This window comes from Aquitalea sp. S1-19, from assembly GCF_024343515.1.
In genome coordinates this window covers 1-17,309 of record NZ_RJTZ01000074.1, presented here as the reverse complement: position 1 = coordinate 17,309, position 17,309 = coordinate 1, and the positions used below count along the sequence as shown (strand labels likewise).

18 protein-coding genes are annotated in these 17,309 nt (G+C 56.8%); 6 read left to right on the top strand and 12 right to left on the bottom strand.

The features are described from left to right. The 3 genes from EGI20_RS11875 to EGI20_RS11865 form a co-directional block, all read right to left on the bottom strand. On the bottom strand, window positions 1–1,172 hold a 1,172-nt coding region (locus EGI20_RS11875), incomplete at its 3' end, for an arginine deiminase (protein ID WP_498631668.1). A gap of 116 nt (window positions 1,173–1,288) precedes the next feature. Further along, the gene (gene arcD, locus EGI20_RS11870; RefSeq protein ID WP_498631667.1) at window positions 1,289–2,719 is read right to left on the bottom strand and encodes an arginine-ornithine antiporter; all 1,431 of its coding nucleotides are present in this window, start codon (window positions 2,717–2,719) and stop codon (window positions 1,289–1,291) included. 716 nt (window positions 2,720–3,435) lie between these two features. Beyond that, window positions 3,436–4,461, bottom strand: a complete 1,026-nt coding sequence (locus EGI20_RS11865; protein ID WP_498631665.1) for a CDP-6-deoxy-delta-3,4-glucoseen reductase — start codon at window positions 4,459–4,461, stop codon at window positions 3,436–3,438. A 37-nt stretch (window positions 4,462–4,498) separates the two neighbouring features. Between EGI20_RS11865 and EGI20_RS11860 the strand changes: the two genes are divergently transcribed. Together EGI20_RS11860 and trmB are read left to right on the top strand one after the other, a co-directional pair. Further along, the gene (locus tag EGI20_RS11860; RefSeq protein WP_498631663.1) at window positions 4,499–5,392 is read left to right on the top strand and encodes an SDR family oxidoreductase; all 894 of its coding nucleotides are present in this window, start codon (window positions 4,499–4,501) and stop codon (window positions 5,390–5,392) included. 69 nt (window positions 5,393–5,461) lie between these two features. Then, entirely contained in the window at window positions 5,462–6,151 is a 690-nt protein-coding gene (trmB, locus tag EGI20_RS11855) for a tRNA (guanosine(46)-N7)-methyltransferase TrmB (protein ID WP_498631661.1), read from the top strand. Between the two features lie 71 nt (window positions 6,152–6,222). Here the strand turns inward: trmB and EGI20_RS11850 are convergent, their stop codons facing one another. Then, window positions 6,223–6,720, bottom strand: coding sequence for a glutathione peroxidase (locus EGI20_RS11850; RefSeq protein ID WP_498631660.1), 498 nt, complete (start codon window positions 6,718–6,720; stop codon window positions 6,223–6,225). Window positions 6,721–6,771: 51 nt separating this feature from the next. Here EGI20_RS11850 and EGI20_RS11845 point away from each other — a divergent pair, with 51 nt between their 5' ends. After that, window positions 6,772–7,248 (top strand): DUF1841 family protein, encoded by a 477-nt coding sequence (locus tag EGI20_RS11845; RefSeq protein ID WP_498631658.1) that lies wholly within the window; start codon window positions 6,772–6,774, stop codon window positions 7,246–7,248. Window positions 7,249–7,296: 48 nt separating this feature from the next. Here EGI20_RS11845 and EGI20_RS11840 read toward each other — a convergent pair whose 3' ends face one another. Both EGI20_RS11840 and EGI20_RS11835 read right to left on the bottom strand, forming a co-directional pair. Beyond that, complete coding sequence (locus EGI20_RS11840; protein WP_498631657.1) at window positions 7,297–8,247, bottom strand: D-2-hydroxyacid dehydrogenase; 951 nt, start codon at window positions 8,245–8,247, stop codon at window positions 7,297–7,299. Beyond that, window positions 8,248–9,027, bottom strand: coding sequence for a DUF2189 domain-containing protein (locus EGI20_RS11835; protein WP_498631655.1), 780 nt, complete (start codon window positions 9,025–9,027; stop codon window positions 8,248–8,250). Between the two features lie 152 nt (window positions 9,028–9,179). Between EGI20_RS11835 and EGI20_RS11830 the strand changes: the two genes are divergently transcribed. After that, complete coding sequence (locus EGI20_RS11830) at window positions 9,180–9,509, top strand: FKBP-type peptidyl-prolyl cis-trans isomerase (RefSeq protein WP_498631653.1); 330 nt, start codon at window positions 9,180–9,182, stop codon at window positions 9,507–9,509. A 68-nt stretch (window positions 9,510–9,577) separates the two neighbouring features. Here EGI20_RS11830 and EGI20_RS11825 read toward each other — a convergent pair whose 3' ends face one another. Further along, window positions 9,578–10,183 (bottom strand): DedA family protein, encoded by a 606-nt coding sequence (locus EGI20_RS11825; protein ID WP_498631651.1) that lies wholly within the window; start codon window positions 10,181–10,183, stop codon window positions 9,578–9,580. Window positions 10,184–10,299: 116 nt separating this feature from the next. On the opposite strand from EGI20_RS11825, the gene alr reads away from it, so the two are divergent. After that, on the top strand, window positions 10,300–11,376 hold the full coding sequence (alr, locus tag EGI20_RS11820) for an alanine racemase (protein ID WP_498631649.1): 1,077 nt from the start codon (window positions 10,300–10,302) through the stop codon (window positions 11,374–11,376). Window positions 11,377–11,445: 69 nt separating this feature from the next. On the opposite strand, the gene glmM is transcribed toward alr, so the two are convergent. The 4 genes from glmM to EGI20_RS11800 all read right to left on the bottom strand — a co-directional run bounded on the left by glmM (window position 11,446) and on the right by EGI20_RS11800 (window position 16,381). Beyond that, entirely contained in the window at window positions 11,446–12,780 is a 1,335-nt protein-coding gene (gene glmM / locus EGI20_RS11815) for a phosphoglucosamine mutase (protein ID WP_498631647.1), read from the bottom strand. A gap of 62 nt (window positions 12,781–12,842) precedes the next feature. After that, the gene (folP, locus tag EGI20_RS11810) at window positions 12,843–13,697 is read right to left on the bottom strand and encodes a dihydropteroate synthase (RefSeq protein ID WP_498631645.1); all 855 of its coding nucleotides are present in this window, start codon (window positions 13,695–13,697) and stop codon (window positions 12,843–12,845) included. A gap of 80 nt (window positions 13,698–13,777) precedes the next feature. Next, window positions 13,778–15,688 (bottom strand): ATP-dependent zinc metalloprotease FtsH, encoded by a 1,911-nt coding sequence (gene ftsH, locus EGI20_RS11805; RefSeq protein ID WP_124735162.1) that lies wholly within the window; start codon window positions 15,686–15,688, stop codon window positions 13,778–13,780. Between the two features lie 75 nt (window positions 15,689–15,763). Beyond that, window positions 15,764–16,381, bottom strand: a complete 618-nt coding sequence (locus EGI20_RS11800) for an RlmE family RNA methyltransferase (RefSeq protein ID WP_498631643.1) — start codon at window positions 16,379–16,381, stop codon at window positions 15,764–15,766. Between the two features lie 147 nt (window positions 16,382–16,528). On the opposite strand from EGI20_RS11800, the gene EGI20_RS11795 reads away from it, so the two are divergent. Then, a complete protein-coding gene (locus tag EGI20_RS11795) occupies window positions 16,529–16,855 on the top strand; it encodes a YhbY family RNA-binding protein (RefSeq protein ID WP_124735164.1) in 327 nt (108 codons plus the stop codon). Between the two features lie 73 nt (window positions 16,856–16,928). On the opposite strand, the gene EGI20_RS11790 is transcribed toward EGI20_RS11795, so the two are convergent. Next, window positions 16,929–17,309 (bottom strand): DUF4149 domain-containing protein (locus EGI20_RS11790; RefSeq protein ID WP_498631642.1); only part of this gene is annotated, 381 nt, incomplete at its 5' end.

The following is a 17,309-nucleotide window of genomic DNA, read 5'->3' as shown; positions in this document are numbered from 1 at the left end:
CGGCCGAGTTCGGATGCTGGGATCTCGATCACTTCCACGCCAGCGTCACGCATCAGCTTGTTCGTGTAGGTGTTGCGGTCGTAAGCAACAACGACACGGCGATCCAGGGCAACGACGTTATTACCATCATCCCACTGCTCACGCTCACGCTGGAATGCATCACCACCGGTGGTGATAACCTGGATATCTTTCAGACCCAGTGCTTCTTTAACCACGTCAACCAGATGTACGCCATCGTGACGTTCAAAGCGGACTTCACCTTCTTTGTCGCCAGCGTAGATGCTGGTGCAAATGATTTCGTCTACCACATCCGGGAAGGACGACAGCAGGTCGATATCGAGGAAGGAGAATACGGTATCCAGGTGCATCGCGGCACGCGACTTAGGCATCTGGCAAGCGATAACGCGTGTAGCGCCACCTTCTTTGCCCAGCACAGCCTTGGCAGTCTGAACAACAGCTTGCGGGCTGGTGCGTTCGCCCATACCGATCAGAACAACGCCGTTACCGATTGGCATTACGTCGCCACCTTCCAGCGTAGCTGGGCCGTGGTCTTTGTCGCTATCACCCCACCATACATTTACCTTGCCGGCGAAGTATGGGTGGAACTGATAGATCGATTGCAGAATCAGGGTTTCCTGACGACGTGCTGGCCAGTACATCGGGTTCAGCGTCACGCCTTCATAGATCCAGCAAGATGGGTCGCGCTGGAACAGGCTGTTCGGGATCGGAGGCAGGACGAAATCGGAGCTGTCCAGGTAGCCGCCAAACAGGCCTTTAGGATCGAATGGCAGATCCAGCTTGGCGATACCGCCAATCAGGTGATCAGCCAGTTGAGCCGATGGCATTTCATCCAGCCAGCTGCGCAGATCGCCCAGCATGCCGATACCGACGTTGTCAGCCTTAACCTTGCGATCCAGAATCCAGCTACGAGCAGCCTTGTCATCCAGCACGGTACCCAGCGCTTCGTGCGCTTCGAGTACGTGGATGTTGCGGGCGCGCATTTGCTCAACCATGTAGTCGTGGTCTTTTTGAGCACGCTCAACCCAGATTACATCATCAAACAGCAGGCCGTGGCAGTTGTCCGGCGTCAGGCGCTTGTGCGCGAGACCTGGACGGCAAACCATAACACTGTGCAGCTTACCGCACTCGGAATGAACACCAAACTTCGACATCTTGAACTCCTTAAGAGCAATCAGTAGGTTTGTTGCAACCCCCACCCGAGGGTCACATAGGTAAAACGGTTTACTCGCGGTGGCTGCTGCACAGCAGCCACCTCAGAAAAATCTTGTTACAGCGACAGGGTGCCGACAGACAGGCCGTAAGCGGCGTAGATGCCCAGTACGACGATCAGTGCAGCCAGAATGGTTTCACCACCATTGAAAGGCTTCTGCCCCTGCTCTTTGCGAGCCCATACATAGAACAGCAGACCCGGTGCATACAGAACCATGGACAGCAGCAGGTACTGCAGGCCAGCCGCGTACAGCAGCCATACGCCGTATACCGAAGCGATCACGGCAACAACCAGATCCTTGGCGGCAGATTCGCCGGCCTTGTAGCCTTCACCGCGCTGGGCAACCATCAGCGAGTACACGGCGCAGAACAGGTAAGGCAGCAGGATCATGGACGTGGCCAGGTAAACCAGGCTCAGGTACACGGAACCGTTGAAGTAGGTGATGATCAGGAACAGCTGGATCATGCCGTTGGTCAGCCACAGCGATGCAGCAGGCGAACCGTTGGCATTGGTCTTGCCGAATACCTTAGGCATCATGCCGTCCTGGGCAGCCAGGTACGGGGTTTCACCGGACAGCAGGGTCCAGGCCAGCAACGCACCACCTACCGAGATCACCAGACCGGCGTTCATGATATTGGCGCCCATGGTACCAATAGCGGCTTCCAGCACATAAGCGGTAGACGGGTTCTTCAGTGCAGCCAGTTCAGGCTGAGTCAGCACGCCCAGCGACAGTACCGATACGGCGATCAAGAGTGCGATGGTCAGCAGGAAGCCGATCACGGTTGCCTTGCCCACATCAGACATATTCTGTGCACGGCCGGAGAACATCGATGCGCCTTCGATACCGATGAACACCCAAACGGTTACCAGCATGGTGCTCTTGACCTGGTCAACGATGGAACCCAGATCGGCAGAACCCCAGAAGTCCAGATTGAAAGTGTCAATCTTGAACGAGAACAACACAATCACGATAAACAGCGCCAGCGGAACCAGCTTGGCGATGGTGGTGATGGTGTTGATCATCGCCGCGCCATGCACGCCACGCAGTACCAGGAAGTGCAGCGCCCACAGCAAAGCGGAGGCGCAAACAATTGCCAGGCCGGTATTGCCTTCACCGAAAGCGGGGAACCAGAAAGACAGCGCGGAGAACATCACCACGAAGTAGGCAACGTTACCGATCCAGGCCGAGATCCAGTAGCCCCAGGCCGAGTTGAAGCCTACATAGTCACCAAAAGCGGCGCGGGCATAGCCGTACACACCACCGGTCACTTCAGGCTTGCGGTTAGCCAGTTGCTGGAATGCAAAAGCCAGCGCCAGCATACCGACAAAAGTAATTGCCCAACCAATAATGATGGCACCGGCACCCGCGCCGGAGGCCATATTCTGTGGCAGCGAGAAAATACCGCCACCAATCATGGAACCTACAACCAGGGCAGTCAGAGCACCAAGCTTGAGCTTGGGTGTGCTGCTTTCAGTTTCCGCAGACATGTTTGTTCTCCGTGATTTTGTTAAATAGTAAAGAAACTAAAACTGTTGTTATATTATTAAATTCTGATGCCTCACATCATAACGCCGTCCTGATCGCAGCGTCCAGACCGGACAAACCGTTTGTTTGACCTAGATCATTCCCAGCAAAAGTCACATTTTTTTCCGTGTAGATGACTAAATTTTAATCACCATATTCATTAAAAAAACAAACGATCCATCCATACAAATGTAGCAACCAAAGATAAATTCCCATTAATAATCAGCCATCTACACAATCCAAAATCATTACCTCAAGCGCATCTATATGCGTACGGAAAACATCGCCACCAGGCATAAATGCATACAAGACAAGCATGCTCGTGATAAAAAAATTGACACCGCAACATGAATATCGACGAAAAAACATAAAAAAATGTCGCATAAAAATAATAAAAATGTCGGCTATTCAAGCTTCACACCCGCAAAAAATAGGAATTTATTAGCCTTGCCCCCCATCTCTCATGACTGCATGCCATGCTGCACAGCCAAACCGCACAGCCCCAACACATGCCGAGGCACTGAATTCATAAAACAAGCACCGTGGGCTTAAACAGAAGCATGCGATCACCTACCCCCCATATCGCTAATATCACGGCTTAGTTGGCACATAAAAAATGCCATGTCCCGTCATTAGGGCACATGGCATCATAAATAGGTAAATATATCTGACGTAATATCTAAGGCTTGATACTATCCTTGGACAGGAAAAACGCATCGGAGAAAAATGCGTCTTCTGGCAAGCTGCGCATATGGGTAAAGCCGGTATGCGCCGCCTCGACCATCACCGGTGCACCACAGGCGTAGACCTGGTAGCCCGAGAGATTGGCAAAATCGTCCAGCACGGCCTGATGCACCAGACCCGTCCTCCCCTGCCAGTTATCACTGGCCAAAGGCTCGGATAAAACCGGTATAAAGGTGAAGTTGGGGTGGCGGGTCTGCCAGGAACCGGCAAGCTCGGCCATATACAGATCAGCCAACGTACGCGCCCCCCAGTAAAACACCATCGGGCGCAGACTGCCGTGATGCAAGGCATGCTCGACCATACCCTTGATCGGGGCAAAGCCGGTACCGCTGGCAAGCAGGATGATAGGTTTGTCCGAGTCTTCGCGCAGAAAGAAAGAACCCAGCGGCCCCTTGAAGCGCATGATTTCACGCTCCTTCATCTGATTGAATACATAATCGGAAAAACTGCCGCCAGCCTGATGGCGCACATGCAGTTCGATAAAGGCATCGTCGTGCGGCGCATTGGCAATAGAGAAACTGCGCTTCTTGCCGTCCTTCATCAGGATATCGATATACTGCCCGGCCTTGAACTGCAGGCGCTCGGCGGCTGGCAGTTTCAACTTCAACACGGCCACATCGTGTATTTTTTCTATGCTGTCCACGCGACAAGGCAGCGTCTTAATCTGGACATCCCCTGCCCCGGCCACCTCGCGTACCTCGATACAGATATCACTCTTGGGGCGGGCGCAACAAAACAGCGCCATCCCCTGCTCGCGTTCGCTCGCAGACAAAGCCTTGTCCTGATAGCCGCCCTGCTCTACTTCGCCAGAGACGACCTTACCCTTGCAGGCACCACAAGCACCATCGCGGCAGCCATAAGGCAGGGCCACACCCTCGCGCAAAGCGCCTTCGAGTATGGTTTCATGTGCTTCAACATTAAAGGAATGTCCGGACGACATCACCTTGACCCGATTTGTCATTTCTTTCCTCGACTTCAATCCAGCTACAATATGCCTTATGCAAAACCTGCTTATCATCGGCTTTGGCGACATCGCCCGCCGCGCAAGCCTCACCCTCCCCAAACACTGGCGCGTACTGGCCATGGTCAGAAGCAAGGAGGGTGTTGATGCAGCACACAACTTGGGGATCACGCCAGTGATGGCGGATCTGGATGAGCGTGACTCGCTGACACGGCTTGCCGCGCTGACAGACAAGGTGCTTTATTGCGCGCCACCCGCCAGCCAAGGGTATACCGATCAGCGCATGCGCCGCTTTTTATCCGCGCTAGCTAAACCCAAAAGCATAACACAGCACCTGGTCTACATCAGCACCAGCGGCGTTTACGGGGATGCAGGTGGCGATTGGCTAGACGAAACCCGCACCCCGGCACCTAACTCTGATCGCAGTCGGCGGCGGCTGGATGCAGAGCAACAGTTACGCCGCTTTGCTGCCAGCCAAGGTGCCAGCCTTACCATCTTGCGCACGCCGGGTATTTACGCGGCAGAGCGCCTGCCGCTGGCACGCATTATCAATGCCACGCCCGCCATCACCCGCGAACAGGACAGTTGGAGCAACCACATTCATGCAGATGATCTGGCCATGCTGTGTGTAGCCGCATTGAAGCGCCCGCACGGAATACGCGTCTACAATGCCTGTGATAAGCAGCCGACACGCATGGGGGACTGGTTTGATCTGGTAGCCGATGCGCATGACCTGACCCGCGTGCCGCGTTTGCCGCGCACAGAAGTCAGGCAGCACGTTTCGCCTGTAATATGGTCTTTTCTGGCCGAGTCACGCCGTCTGCACAACCAGCGCATCCTGCGTGAACTGGGGGTTAGCTTACAATGGCCGGATGTCCAGCACTGGATCGCACACTACCGGGCCGCGCGGGACGAGGCCGATAAGCGCTAAACCGGCCTCGCCATCCTGGGCTGCTTTCGGTAACATCGCGTTTTTTCGCAGTTTTTGGCTCTGAGAATCATGGAAAATCCGGCTTACCAGCGACACATCCGCAGCTTTGTTCTGCGTCAGGGGCATTTGACCCAAGCGCAACAACGCGCCATGGACGAAGGCATGCCCAAGTGGGGCATCGACTACCAGAACACCATTCTCGATCTGGACCAAGCATTCGGCCGCAGCGCCCCGAAAATTCTCGAAATCGGTTTCGGCATGGGCACGGCCACGGCAGAGATCGCTGCCGGCAACCCTGACAAAGACTACTTGGCGGTGGAAGTACACTCGCCCGGCGTGGGCAATCTGCTCAAGCTAATCGATGAGCAGAATCTCACCAACCTGCGCATCATCCGCCACGATGCAGTCGAAGTGATCGACCATATGCTGGCCGATGCCAGTCTTGACGGCATCCACATTTTCTTCCCCGATCCATGGCACAAAAAGCGCCATAACAAGCGCCGCCTGATCCAGAGCCCGCTGATTGCCAAGCTGGTCAAAAAGCTCAAGCCGGGCGGCTATCTGCACGCGGCCACCGACTGGGAAGACTACGCACTCCAGATCATGGAAGTATTCAGCGTGGAGTACGAACTGGAAAACACGGCGGAAGCCTACGCACCGCGCCCCGACTACCGCCCGCTGACCAAGTTCGAAGCGCGCGGCATCCGTCTGGGGCATGGCGTGTGGGATGTAATCTTCCGCCGTAAAGCCACAAGCTAAACACGCAGGCGATCAGGCATGAAATAAAAGGCTGCTCCGGATAAGGTGCAGCCTTTTTTTCGCAGACCGGATCAACTGGCCGATAAAGGGCGTGCAGCCAGCAAAGCCTCAATATCCGGCAACAACTCGTGCGGTGCCACCGCCGGCTCGAAACGCATCACCACCCTGCCCTGCCTGTCCAGCAAGAACTTGGTGAAATTCCATTTCACCGGATGCGGGTGCGAAGTATCGGCCTGGGTGAGCCAGCGCCACAAAGGATGCGCATCCGGTCCGTTGGCATCGACCTTGGCAAACAGCGGAAAGCTGACGCCATAGCGGCCCTGGCAAAATGCCGCGATCACCGCCTCGGCATCTGGTTCCTGATGACCGAACTGATTACAGGGAAAGCCCAGCACCACCAAGCCCTGTTCAGCAAAATGGCGATAGAGTTCCTCCAGTCCTTCGTATTGGCGGGTATAGCCGCACTCGCTGGCGGTATTGACCACCAATACCACCTTGCCGGCCAGATCGGACAGACAAAGCTCACGCCCATCAATCAGCCGCGCAGAGAAGTCTTTCAAGCTATGCATGGCGCTTACTCCTTCACGTATAATTTTCTGTCTACCACAGTGGACCACATCATGTTCAACCCTAGCCGTCAGGACGCCCGCCGCTTTTTTTTCGAGATCTGGGCCAAGCATAAAACTGCCCTTGCACTCTCCGATCTGGAGAAAATCGCCCTCGCCACCTTGCTGGCCCATCCCGAATACCATCACATCGTAGACAATCCGCAAGACTATCTGGAGCAGGAATGGACACCCGAAATGGGGGAAAGCAATCCTTTCATGCATCTGGGCCTGCATATGGCGATAGAAGAACAGCGTACGATAGACCAGCCCTTCGGCATCCGCGCACTCTATACCCAGCTTGCCCTGCGCCATGGCGACGAACACCGTGCCCAGCATGACATGATGGAATGCCTGGGCGAAATGGTCTGGCATGCCCAGCGCTATGGCGGCGGACCCGATGTCAACCGCTACATCAGCTGCGTGCGCGGTAAGCTGGGCATGGGCGAAGAAGAAGCGCCACGGCTCAACCCCAACGAGATCAAGCCCTAGCACTCAAATCAGACATGCAGTCCTTTACTCAGGGCTGCGGCAAATTAATCAAACTACCCGGTTCTGCCTCTCCCCTGCCACAAATGAAGCCATATTGGCGACCAGTTGGCCAGCCAGACGGCTCATCGCTTCGTGACTGGCCCAGCCTATATGCGGCGTCACAATCAGGTTGGGCAAGCGTGCACGCAGCAGCGGATTATCGCTGCGTCCGGGTTCCTCGCTTAACACATCAAAACCCGCCCCGCCCAATTGGCCATACTTGAGCGCAGCCACCACCGAGGGCTCATCCACCAGGCCGCCACGTGCAGTATTGATCAAAATGGCGCCCGGTTTGACCCGCATCAGTTCGGCCTCGCCCAGCATGCCGCGCGTGTCATCCGTCAAAGGGCAATGCAGCGACAAGACATCCGATGTCGTCAGCACTGTATCGAAATCGGTATACCCCTCACGCACGGTAGCCGCACCACGACGCTCGCCGAAGACCACCTCCATACCGAAAGCACGGGCGCGCATGGCCATTGCCTGCCCGATACCGCCATGGCCGAACAATCCCAGCCGTGCGCCGGCCACATCGCGGACAGGCGAGCCGAACAGGCAAAAACTGGCGGACTTTTCCCACAAGCCGGCCGCCACATCGCGCTGATAGGCCGGCAGATTACGCCGCAGAGCCAGCATCAGCATAAAGGCATGCTCGGCCACCGCGTCATCCCCATAGTGGCGGATATTGGCGACTGCCACCCCTTGCGCCTGACAGGCAGCAAGGTCGATATGATTGACCCCGGTCGCCGCCACGGCAATCATCTTGAGCCGGGGCAAAGACCGCAGTGTCGCCGCATCAAGGGGAACCTTGTTACTGATCACGATATCGGCGCCAGAGGCGGCAGACAGCAGCTCGGAAGGAGAACAGGAAGGAAATTCTTGCCAAGTATGCGGAAAATCGGGCTTCGGCACCGGGACAGGCAGGCTGTCCCGGTCAAGAAAAACAATGTGAGGAATCATTCAGCGCTCATAGGTAATGATGGAGCGATAGGCATGCCAAGTAGACAGGCCGATCAACGGAATCAATACCATCAGGCCGACGAAGTAGGTGGCAAAGCCTATCGCAGTCAGGATCACGATAATAGCGGCCCAGCACACCATCGTCATCAGGTTCTTGTGTACGGCTTGTACACTGACAGCCATGGCGGAGATGGTGTCGATTTCCTTGTCCAGCATCATCGGGATGGCAATAACGCTGACGGCAAACACCACCACGGCAAAGATCAGCCCTGCGCCAAAGTAGGCAATCAGGAAGGCCAGATGTTCGGGCGACCATGCCTCAGCCACCAGCAACGCCAGCGTCGGCGCCGAGGTGTCGTAAAACAGCGCGAACATCAATAGCGATACGCGGAACCAGCCGAACACCAGCACTGCCAGCAAGGCGGCATACAGGGTAAAGCTGGGAATATTGGCACGCCAGGCCAGCATGCTGTGCACCAGATTGACACGCGTTCCCTTGAAGATCTCCAGTTGGCGGGCAATATCATAAAGGCCGATCGCCAGAAACGGTCCGGCCAGCAAAAACAGCGCCGCCAGCGTGATCACGACTTCGGGTGCATCCTTGAAATAGAACACCAACAGATAGCCCATGATGACAAAAACGGCACCGTAAAAAACGGCATCGGCCGGCGCTTTTTTCAGATCGCGCCAGCCGAGTTTGAGCCAGTTGAAAGTATCGGCAGGCGATACATGGTGCACGACCGGATGATCGCGCGACGGCAGGTGGGTGATGTCCATCATGAGTCCCCTTTTTCAAGGCGTGGGTGAAGCGTCTAGCTTCGTTATATGCAAGGAAACTCAGACTGTCGGCATTTTTCTTTACCCCTTCCCACAAGCGCTCAAGCTTGTGTGTAAAATCCGGTTTTTGAGCGATGCAAGAGGAAGGAAAGATCATGAGCCAGGAACTGATCATTGAAGACGTGGTACTGGGTGAAGGTACGGAAGCCGTTGCCGGCCAGGATGTAACCGTGCACTACAGCGGCTATCTGACAGACGGCAGCAAATTCGACTCCAGCCGCGACCGCTACCAGCCTTTCTCCTTCCCGCTGGGCGCAGGCCACGTGATCAAGGGCTGGGATCTGGGCGTACAGGGCATGAAGGTTGGCGGCCAGCGCAAGCTGACCATCCCTGCCGAACTTGGCTATGGCGCACGCGGTGCCGGTGGTGTCATTCCGCCCAATGCGACCCTGGTGTTTGACGTAGAACTGCTATCGGTAGGCTGATACGCCTGGCCGGACAAACAAAAAGCCATCACGACTGCGTGATGGCTTTTTTACATTTGAAAAACGGCTCAGGCTTTACGCTTGCGCCAATACCAGAGGCCACCAAGCACCAGGCCAAGCACCGCCAGAACAGCCAGAATGCCGTATTGGCCACGATGCACCCATACCATCAGCTGATCGATATTGGAAGCGCCAAAGTGCCCCAGATAAACCCACACCGGCACCGAAATCAACGCGGCAAAACCATCCAGCAGCAGGAAGCGCCAATACGGAATGCGCCGGGTCATACCGGCAGTCAGAAAAATGGGAGAGCGCAAGCCCGGCAGAAAACGCGCGACAAACAATACCCAGTTGCCGTATTTGGAAAACTTCTCCTGCACTGCCTCAAAGCGTTCCCTGGTCAGGATACGGGCAATGGGCCGGAATTGCAGCACGCGGTCGCCGAACACCCGCCCTATGGTGAACATGATGCCATCCCCGATCAGCACCCCGGCCATACCGACGGCAAACATGGTATGCACATCGGTGTAACCAAGGCCGGAAATGATGCCGCCCGCGACCAGCGTCACATCCTCGGGGATAGGCAGGCCGAAACCGCACAATAACAGCACCAGAAAAACGGCCAGATAGCCGTACGATGCAAATAGATCGAGTAAGACCTGAAGGATGTCCATGTCAGTAAAGTGCGCTCATGCCGTTAGCCGGAAGCATAAATGGGGTGCACAGCCACCTTGCCCCCATCCATAAACAGCGGCTTATAATATCACACCTCCTCCGATGAAAAACCGACATGACACGCCCGATCCGGCTAGAGATCGATCTCGCAGCGATCCGCCACAACTATCAGCACTCCAGACAACAAGCACCTGGCGCACGCGCCTACGCCGTCATCAAGGCTGACGCCTATGGCCATGGTGCACTCGAGGTCGCGCAAGCTCTCGCCGACATCGCTGACGGCTTTGCCCTGTTAAACCTTGAAGACGCATTGCGCCTGCGCCGCGCCGGCATCCAGCAGCCAATGACGCTACTGGAAGGCGCTTTTGATCTGGAAGACACGGTACGCATGGCGGAAAACCGCATAGCCGGCGCCGTACATAGCCTGCACCAGATCGCCTGGCTGGAACAACTGCAGTCCGATCTGCCATTCGAGGCCTGGCTAAAAGTGAATAGCGGCATGAACCGTCTGGGTTTCCAGCCGGAGGCCGCACCAGCCGCCATGGACAGGCTGCGCGCCCATCCTGCAGTCAAACTCAGCACCATCATGACCCACTTCGCCACGGCAGACGATGCACGCGGCGTGGCCGGGCAATGGGAAAAATTTGAGCCGCTCGCCCGCGCATCAGGTCTGGCCATCAGCGCCGCCAACTCGGCCGCGACCTTCCGCCATGCGCACACGCACGGCGATGCCGTCCGTCCCGGCATCACACTTTATGGCTGCTCGCCGTTTGACGACGTCAACGGGCCAGAACTGGGACTCAGGCCCGGCATGACGCTCTCGGCCGACATCATTGCCGTGCAGCACATTCAGCCCGGTGAAATCGTTGGCTATGGCGCGACATTCCAGGCCGAACACCCCATGCGCATCGGCATCGTGGCCTGCGGCTATGCCGACGGCTATCCGCGCGTAGTGCCCAGCGGCACGCCGGTACTGGTCGACGGCAAGCTCTCCGGTACGGTCGGCCGCGTATCCATGGATATGCTGGTCGTCGACCTAAGCACCCTGCCCGAAGCGGGCATCGGCAGCCGCGTGACCTTGTGGGGCCAGGGTCTGCCGATAGAAACCATCGCCCGTGCGGCAGGCACGCTGGGGTATGAGCTGATGTGCGCGATCTCGACCCGCGTACCGCGCCACTATCTGCCTACCTGAATCCTCAGGTAGCAGCCAAGAAAAATCCCGCGACCATGTCGCGGGATTTTTTATGTGAAGCTATCGCTCTCAAGCCGCCGCTTCTATCGCCTCGGCAATCTGTTTGGCGCAACGTTCTGCCAGACCCAACTCATCCGCCTCGACCATCACCCTGACTACAGGCTCGGTACCGGACGGGCGCAAGACCACACGCCCACGCCCGGACAGCTCGGCCTCGGCTTCGGCCAGTGCTGCGGCCGAAGCCTGCTTCCAGTCCTGCCCCTGCAAACGCACATTGATCATTTTTTGCGGGAAAGGCTGCCAGTCGCGGCAAATATCCAACAGATCCTTGTCCAGCTGCATCAGACTGGCAAATACTTGCAGACAGGAAATGATGCCGTCGCCGGTTGTATGCTTGTCCAGACACAGGACATGGCCGGAAGCCTCGCCGCCCAGTTGCCAGCCATTGGCGTGCAGCAACTCCAGCACATAGCGGTCACCGACCTTGGCACGGGCAAACTCGATGCCGCGCTCTTTTAGTGCCAGCTCCATGCCCATATTGGTCATCACGGTGCCGACGACGCCGCCCTTCAGTTCGCCGCGCGCGGCACGTGCACGGGCAATCACATAGATCAGCTGGTCGCCGTCGTACACCTGGCCATGGCGGTCAACCATGATCAGGCGGTCGCCGTCACCATCCAGCGCCACGCCATAATCGGCCTCATGCTGCAGCACTGCAGCCTGCAAGGTTTTGGGATAGGTGGCTCCGACCTTGTCGTTGATGTTCATCCCGTCCGGATCACAACCCAGCGTGATGACTTCGGCGCCCAGTTCATGAAAGACATTCGGTGCAATGTGATAGGTCGCACCATGGGCGCAATCCACCACCAACTTCATGCCCTTGAGGTCCAGCTCGTTGGGGAAGCTGCTCTTGCAAAATTCGATATAACGCTCGGCGGCGCCATCGATACGGCGCGCACGCCCCAATTCGTGCGAAGGCTTGGTTTCCAGCGGTTGATCCAGCATGGCCTCGATTTCCAGCTCAAGCGCATCATCCAGCTTGTTGCCGCCTTCGGCAAAGAACTTGATCCCGTTATCCTGGAAGGGATTATGCGAAGCCGAAATCACCACCCCGGCTTCCAGACGCAGCGCGCGGGTGAGATAGGCGATACCCGGTGTCGGCAAAGGGCCGGTCAACAGTACATTGACGCCGGCGGCGGTAAAACCGGCCTGCAGCGCAGCTTCCAGCATATAGCCCGAGATGCGCGTGTCCTTGCCTATCAGCACCGAAGGACGATGACTGCCATCATGGTTCACCAAAACACGGCCGGCAGCATAGCCCAGCTTCATCACAAATTCGGGCGTAATCGGTGCCTTGCCGACTTCCCCGCGTACGCCATCCGTCCCAAAATATTTGCGGCTCATTCTCTTGCCCTTCGCTTGCTAAGCCGGCATCAGCCCGGCTGGATAAATGATGGTTTATTTTCTCACGACACGGCGGATGACGTCATGCTCTCCAGCGCCGTGCACAACTGCAAAGCCTGGTGTGTGGCCTTCACATCGTGTACGCGGATGATCTTGGCTCCGCGCCGCGCAGCCTCCATCGCGGCTGCCACACTGGCCCCCAAGCGCTGGGCAGGCTCTGCTTCGCCGGTAATGGCGCCCAGCATGGATTTGCGCGACAGGCCAACCAATAAAGGCACGCCGGCACGCCGCTCGATTGCCGCCAGATTAGCCAGCAAGGAAAGGTTGTGCGCCAGCGTCTTGCCAAAACCGAAACCCGGATCGACCAGAATGCGCCCGCGCTCCACGCCGGCCTGCAAACACAATGCCACGCGCCCGGCCAGATACGAGCCCACCTCGGCCACCACATCTTCGTATTCGGGCTTTTGCTGCATGGTGCCGGGGTTACCCTGCTTGTGCATCAGGCAAATGCCCACCTGCGCCTTGGCGACCAGGGGCAGCGCGCCTGCATCTTCCAGCGCAGAGACATCGTTGATCAGGTCAACCAGACCCGCATCCAGTGCCGCCCGCATCACAGCAGCGCGCCGGGTGTCGAGCGAGATGGGCACGCCCAGTTCGCGCACAGCTTCCAGCACAGGGGCGACCCTCGCCCACTCGTCTTCGGGCGATACATAAGGCGCACCGGGACGGGTCGATTCGCCACCGATATCGAGAATGCCAGCACCTTCGGCCACCAGTTGCCGGGCATGCAGCAAGGCGGCATCGCACCTATCAAAGTGGCCTCCATCGGAAAACGAGTCCGGCGTGACATTCAGGATGCCCATGATCAAGGGACGGGAAAGATCCAGGGCAAAACGCCCGCACTGGAAAGTAGTCATAAAATGCTCAAGCGGAAGACTCAAATAAGAAAAGGCGGCAGTTTTCACTGCCGCCTTGATCAGAACGGGACAAGCGTACCTTACAGCCCCTGTGCCGGCATCACGCTAGGCGCAGGCGTCGGATCACTGGGCTTGTCATCCGGCTTAGGCGTAAAGCTGGAGCCGGGCTTGGGTGGACGCGGCGTCTTGCCATCCATGATGTCGTTGATCTGGTTGGCGTCGATGGTTTCCCACTCCAGCAGCGCAGCCGTCATCGCCTCGACCTTGTCGCGGTTGTCTTCCAGCAGCTTGCGCGCCAGCGCGTACTGCTCGTCGATGATACGGCGAATCTCAGCATCCACCTGACGCATGGTCTCTTCCGACATATTCTTGTGCGTGGTCACCGAACGGCCAAGGAAGACTTCACCCTCGTTTTCGCCGTAGACCATAGGACCCAGGCGATCCGACATACCGTAGCGCGTCACCATATCACGCGCCATTTGCGTGGCACGTTCGAAGTCGTTGGAAGCACCGGTCGTCATCTGGTTCATGAACAACTCTTCCGCGATACGGCCGCCAAACAGGATGGCGATCCTGTCCATCAGATAACCGCGATCATAGGAGAAGCGATCCTGTTCCGGCAGTTGCATGGTCACGCCCAGCGCACGGCCACGCGGAATGATGGTGACCTTGTGCACCGGATCGGACTTAGGCAGCAGCTTGGCCACCACCGCATGGCCCGACTCGTGATAGGCCGTGTTCTTCTTCTCTTCCTCGGTCATTACCATGGAGCGGCGCTCGGCACCCATCATGATTTTGTCCTTGGCCGATTCGAGGTCCTCCATATCCACCAGACGCTTGTTGCGGCGTGCGGCAAACAGGGCGGCTTCATTGATCAGGTTGGCAAGGTCGGCACCGGAGAAACCCGGTGTCCCGCGCGCAATCACTTCGGCATTCACGTCGGCAGCGATCGGCACTTTGCGCATATGCACGCTCAGGATCTGCTCGCGGCCACGAATATCCGGCAAAGGCACCACCACCTGTCGGTCAAAACGGCCCGGACGCAATAGCGCAGGGTCAAGCACGTCAGGACGGTTGGTCGCGGCGACCACAATCACGGTGGAGTTGGTTTCAAAGCCGTCCATCTCGACCAGCAACTGGTTCAGCGTCTGTTCGCGTTCGTCATTGCCTCCACCGACACCGGCGCCACGCTGGCGACCAACAGCATCGATTTCATCAATAAAGATGATGCATGGCGAGTTTTTCTTGGCCTGTTCGAACATGTCACGCACACGCGCCGCACCCACGCCGACAAACATCTCGACAAAGTCGGAGCCTGAAATGCTGAAAAACGGCACTTTGGCTTCACCGGCAATGGCCTTGGCCAGCAGGGTCTTACCGGTACCCGGCGAGCCCGCCAGCAGGATGCCGCGAGGAATGCGGCCACCCAGGCTCTGGTAGCGGGTCGGATCCTTCAGGTAATCGACAACCTCTTTCACTTCTTCCTTGGCTTCGTCGCAACCGGCCACGTCCACAAAAGTGATGGTATTGGTTTCCTGATCCAGCATGCGCGCCTTGCTCTTGCCGAACGAAAAGGCACCGCCCTTGCCGCCGCCGCCCTGCATCTGGCGCATAAAGAAGATCCACACACCGATCAGCAACAACATAGGGAACCAGCTGACAAAGATGCTCATCAGCATCGATGGCTGCTCTTCCGGCTTGGCACCGAAGCGCACATTGTTTTTGACCAGATCATCGACCAGGCGATAGTCAAACGGCGCAAACGTGCTGAAGGCGGTACCGTCGGTACGCTTGCCCTTGAGCCACTGTCCGCGCAGCGGATCGCCCTCTATCGTCAGTGACTGCACCTTGCCCGACTCGACATCGCTGACGAACTGCGAATACTCGATCTGGTTCTGGGTTTCCTGACGCTTATTGAACTGGTTGAACACAGTCATCAGCACCAAACCGATGATGACCCAGATGGCGATATTCTTGCCTATGTTGTTCACGCGAGCCGACTCCTTTGTGCCCTGACGGTTATGCCTGAATAGCTGTTTTGATTGTAATCTGACCAGACGCCGATGTCAGCGCCGGCCTTTACCTAAAAGGTAAATTTCGGTAGATCTGTCACGCGATGCCTTGGGCTTGCGCGATACCACTTCACTGAAAACTTCCCGCATCGCCTTGAGATAGGGCTGGAATTCGCTGCCCTGAAACACTTTGACCAGAAAATTACCGCCGGGCCGCAATTGTTCGCGGACAAACTCCAAGGCCAGCTCACACAGATGGAAGCTTCTGGCCTGATCCATGACGCTCATGCCGGAGATATTGGGGGCCATATCCGAAATTACAAGATCCAATGCACGCCCATCCAGCAAGTCAATAAATTGGTCCAGAACCTCGTCTTCCCGAAAATCACCCTGAATGAATGATACGTCGGCAATGGCATCCATAGGCAGGATATCCAGCGCGAACACCTTGCCCTTGTCGCCGACGATACGGGAGGCCACCTGCGACCAACTGCCCGGTGCCGAACCCAGATCGGCCAGTACCGTGCCGGGGCGGATCAGTTTGTCCTTGTCGTTTATCTCGATCAGCTTGTAGGCGGCACGGGCGCGATAGCCATCCTGCTTGGCCTGGTGTACCCAGTGATCATTGACATGTTCGGACAGCCATTGGTTACTACTCGTACTTCTCTTCATTTTTCAAACCTGTCATTACAAGCGGCGGTCACAGTAAAAAGTGATCTGAAACGGCCAAGTGACTGTTTATCTGCCATTTTCAGCGTATTGTTCGGGCAAAAAGTGGAAGTTTTTAGTAGAATCCCGTTTTGCTTTGGAAGCACTACCATGAAAATCGAACTTTCCACCTTCGAGCGCACCTACCTTAAGGGTCTGGCGCACCAAATTTCTCCTGTTGTCATGATAGGCAACAGCGGGCTGACCGAGTCGGTCATGCGCGAAATCGCTATCAGTCTGGACGCCCACGAACTGATCAAGATCCGGGTACAGGGCGATGACCGCAATGCGCGCGTTGCACTGTACGAGCAGATCTGCAATGACCTGGATGCAGCGCCGGTACAACATATCGGCAAATTGCTGGTTCTGTGGCGCCCGTCGGATAAAGAGCGCATTGTCTTGCCCAAGAGCAAAAAAGCACTCAAGGCCATGCCTTGATTGTTTCTTTGACTCAAGGCTAAAGAAAAAAGCGGTGACTTGCCACCGCTTTTTCTATGGCCGGTACATCGGCCTAGCTATCGCGCCTGAGCACATAGACCAGTGCCAGCAGGCTTTGCACCAGATAGATCAGGCTTGAAATGGCATGCCAAGTAGCAAAACCGCCACCAAACAACCCTTCGGCGGCCTGATTCACCGAAAGTTTCAAGTCGGCAATAATCGGCGACACAGCAAAATGGTTGATCACGGTGCACAAGAGCATGCCGAACAGCAGCCAGAACGTGCCCGCTTTCACGCCACGCGCACCGATACGCCACACATAGTCGGCCAGCAAGAAGACGCCGCACACTAAGCCGACCCAGGCGAGATGGCTAAACAGTTTGCCGGCCACCATGCCGGCCGTCACCTTGTCCAGCACGGAAAACAGCACTGGCGTGACCAGCAGGCCCAGTAT

Coding starts and splice junctions, on each gene's coding strand:
- arcD (WP_498631667.1), bottom strand. CDS start 2,719: ATGTCTGCGGAAACTGAAAGCAGCACACCCAAGCTCAAGCTTGGTGCT.
- EGI20_RS11865 (WP_498631665.1), bottom strand. CDS start 4,461: ATGACAAATCGGGTCAAGGTGATGTCGTCCGGACATTCCTTTAATGTT.
- EGI20_RS11860 (WP_498631663.1), top strand. CDS start 4,499: ATGCAAAACCTGCTTATCATCGGCTTTGGCGACATCGCCCGCCGCGCA.
- trmB (WP_498631661.1), top strand. CDS start 5,462: ATGGAAAATCCGGCTTACCAGCGACACATCCGCAGCTTTGTTCTGCGT.
- EGI20_RS11850 (WP_498631660.1), bottom strand. CDS start 6,720: ATGCATAGCTTGAAAGACTTCTCTGCGCGGCTGATTGATGGGCGTGAG.
- EGI20_RS11845 (WP_498631658.1), top strand. CDS start 6,772: ATGTTCAACCCTAGCCGTCAGGACGCCCGCCGCTTTTTTTTCGAGATC.
- EGI20_RS11840 (WP_498631657.1), bottom strand. CDS start 8,247: ATGATTCCTCACATTGTTTTTCTTGACCGGGACAGCCTGCCTGTCCCG.
- EGI20_RS11835 (WP_498631655.1), bottom strand. CDS start 9,027: ATGATGGACATCACCCACCTGCCGTCGCGCGATCATCCGGTCGTGCAC.
- EGI20_RS11830 (WP_498631653.1), top strand. CDS start 9,180: ATGAGCCAGGAACTGATCATTGAAGACGTGGTACTGGGTGAAGGTACG.
- EGI20_RS11825 (WP_498631651.1), bottom strand. CDS start 10,183: ATGGACATCCTTCAGGTCTTACTCGATCTATTTGCATCGTACGGCTAT.
- alr (WP_498631649.1), top strand. CDS start 10,300: ATGACACGCCCGATCCGGCTAGAGATCGATCTCGCAGCGATCCGCCAC.
- glmM (WP_498631647.1), bottom strand. CDS start 12,780: ATGAGCCGCAAATATTTTGGGACGGATGGCGTACGCGGGGAAGTCGGC.
- folP (WP_498631645.1), bottom strand. CDS start 13,697: ATGACTACTTTCCAGTGCGGGCGTTTTGCCCTGGATCTTTCCCGTCCC.
- EGI20_RS11800 (WP_498631643.1), bottom strand. CDS start 16,381: ATGAAGAGAAGTACGAGTAGTAACCAATGGCTGTCCGAACATGTCAAT.
- EGI20_RS11795 (WP_124735164.1), top strand. CDS start 16,529: ATGAAAATCGAACTTTCCACCTTCGAGCGCACCTACCTTAAGGGTCTG.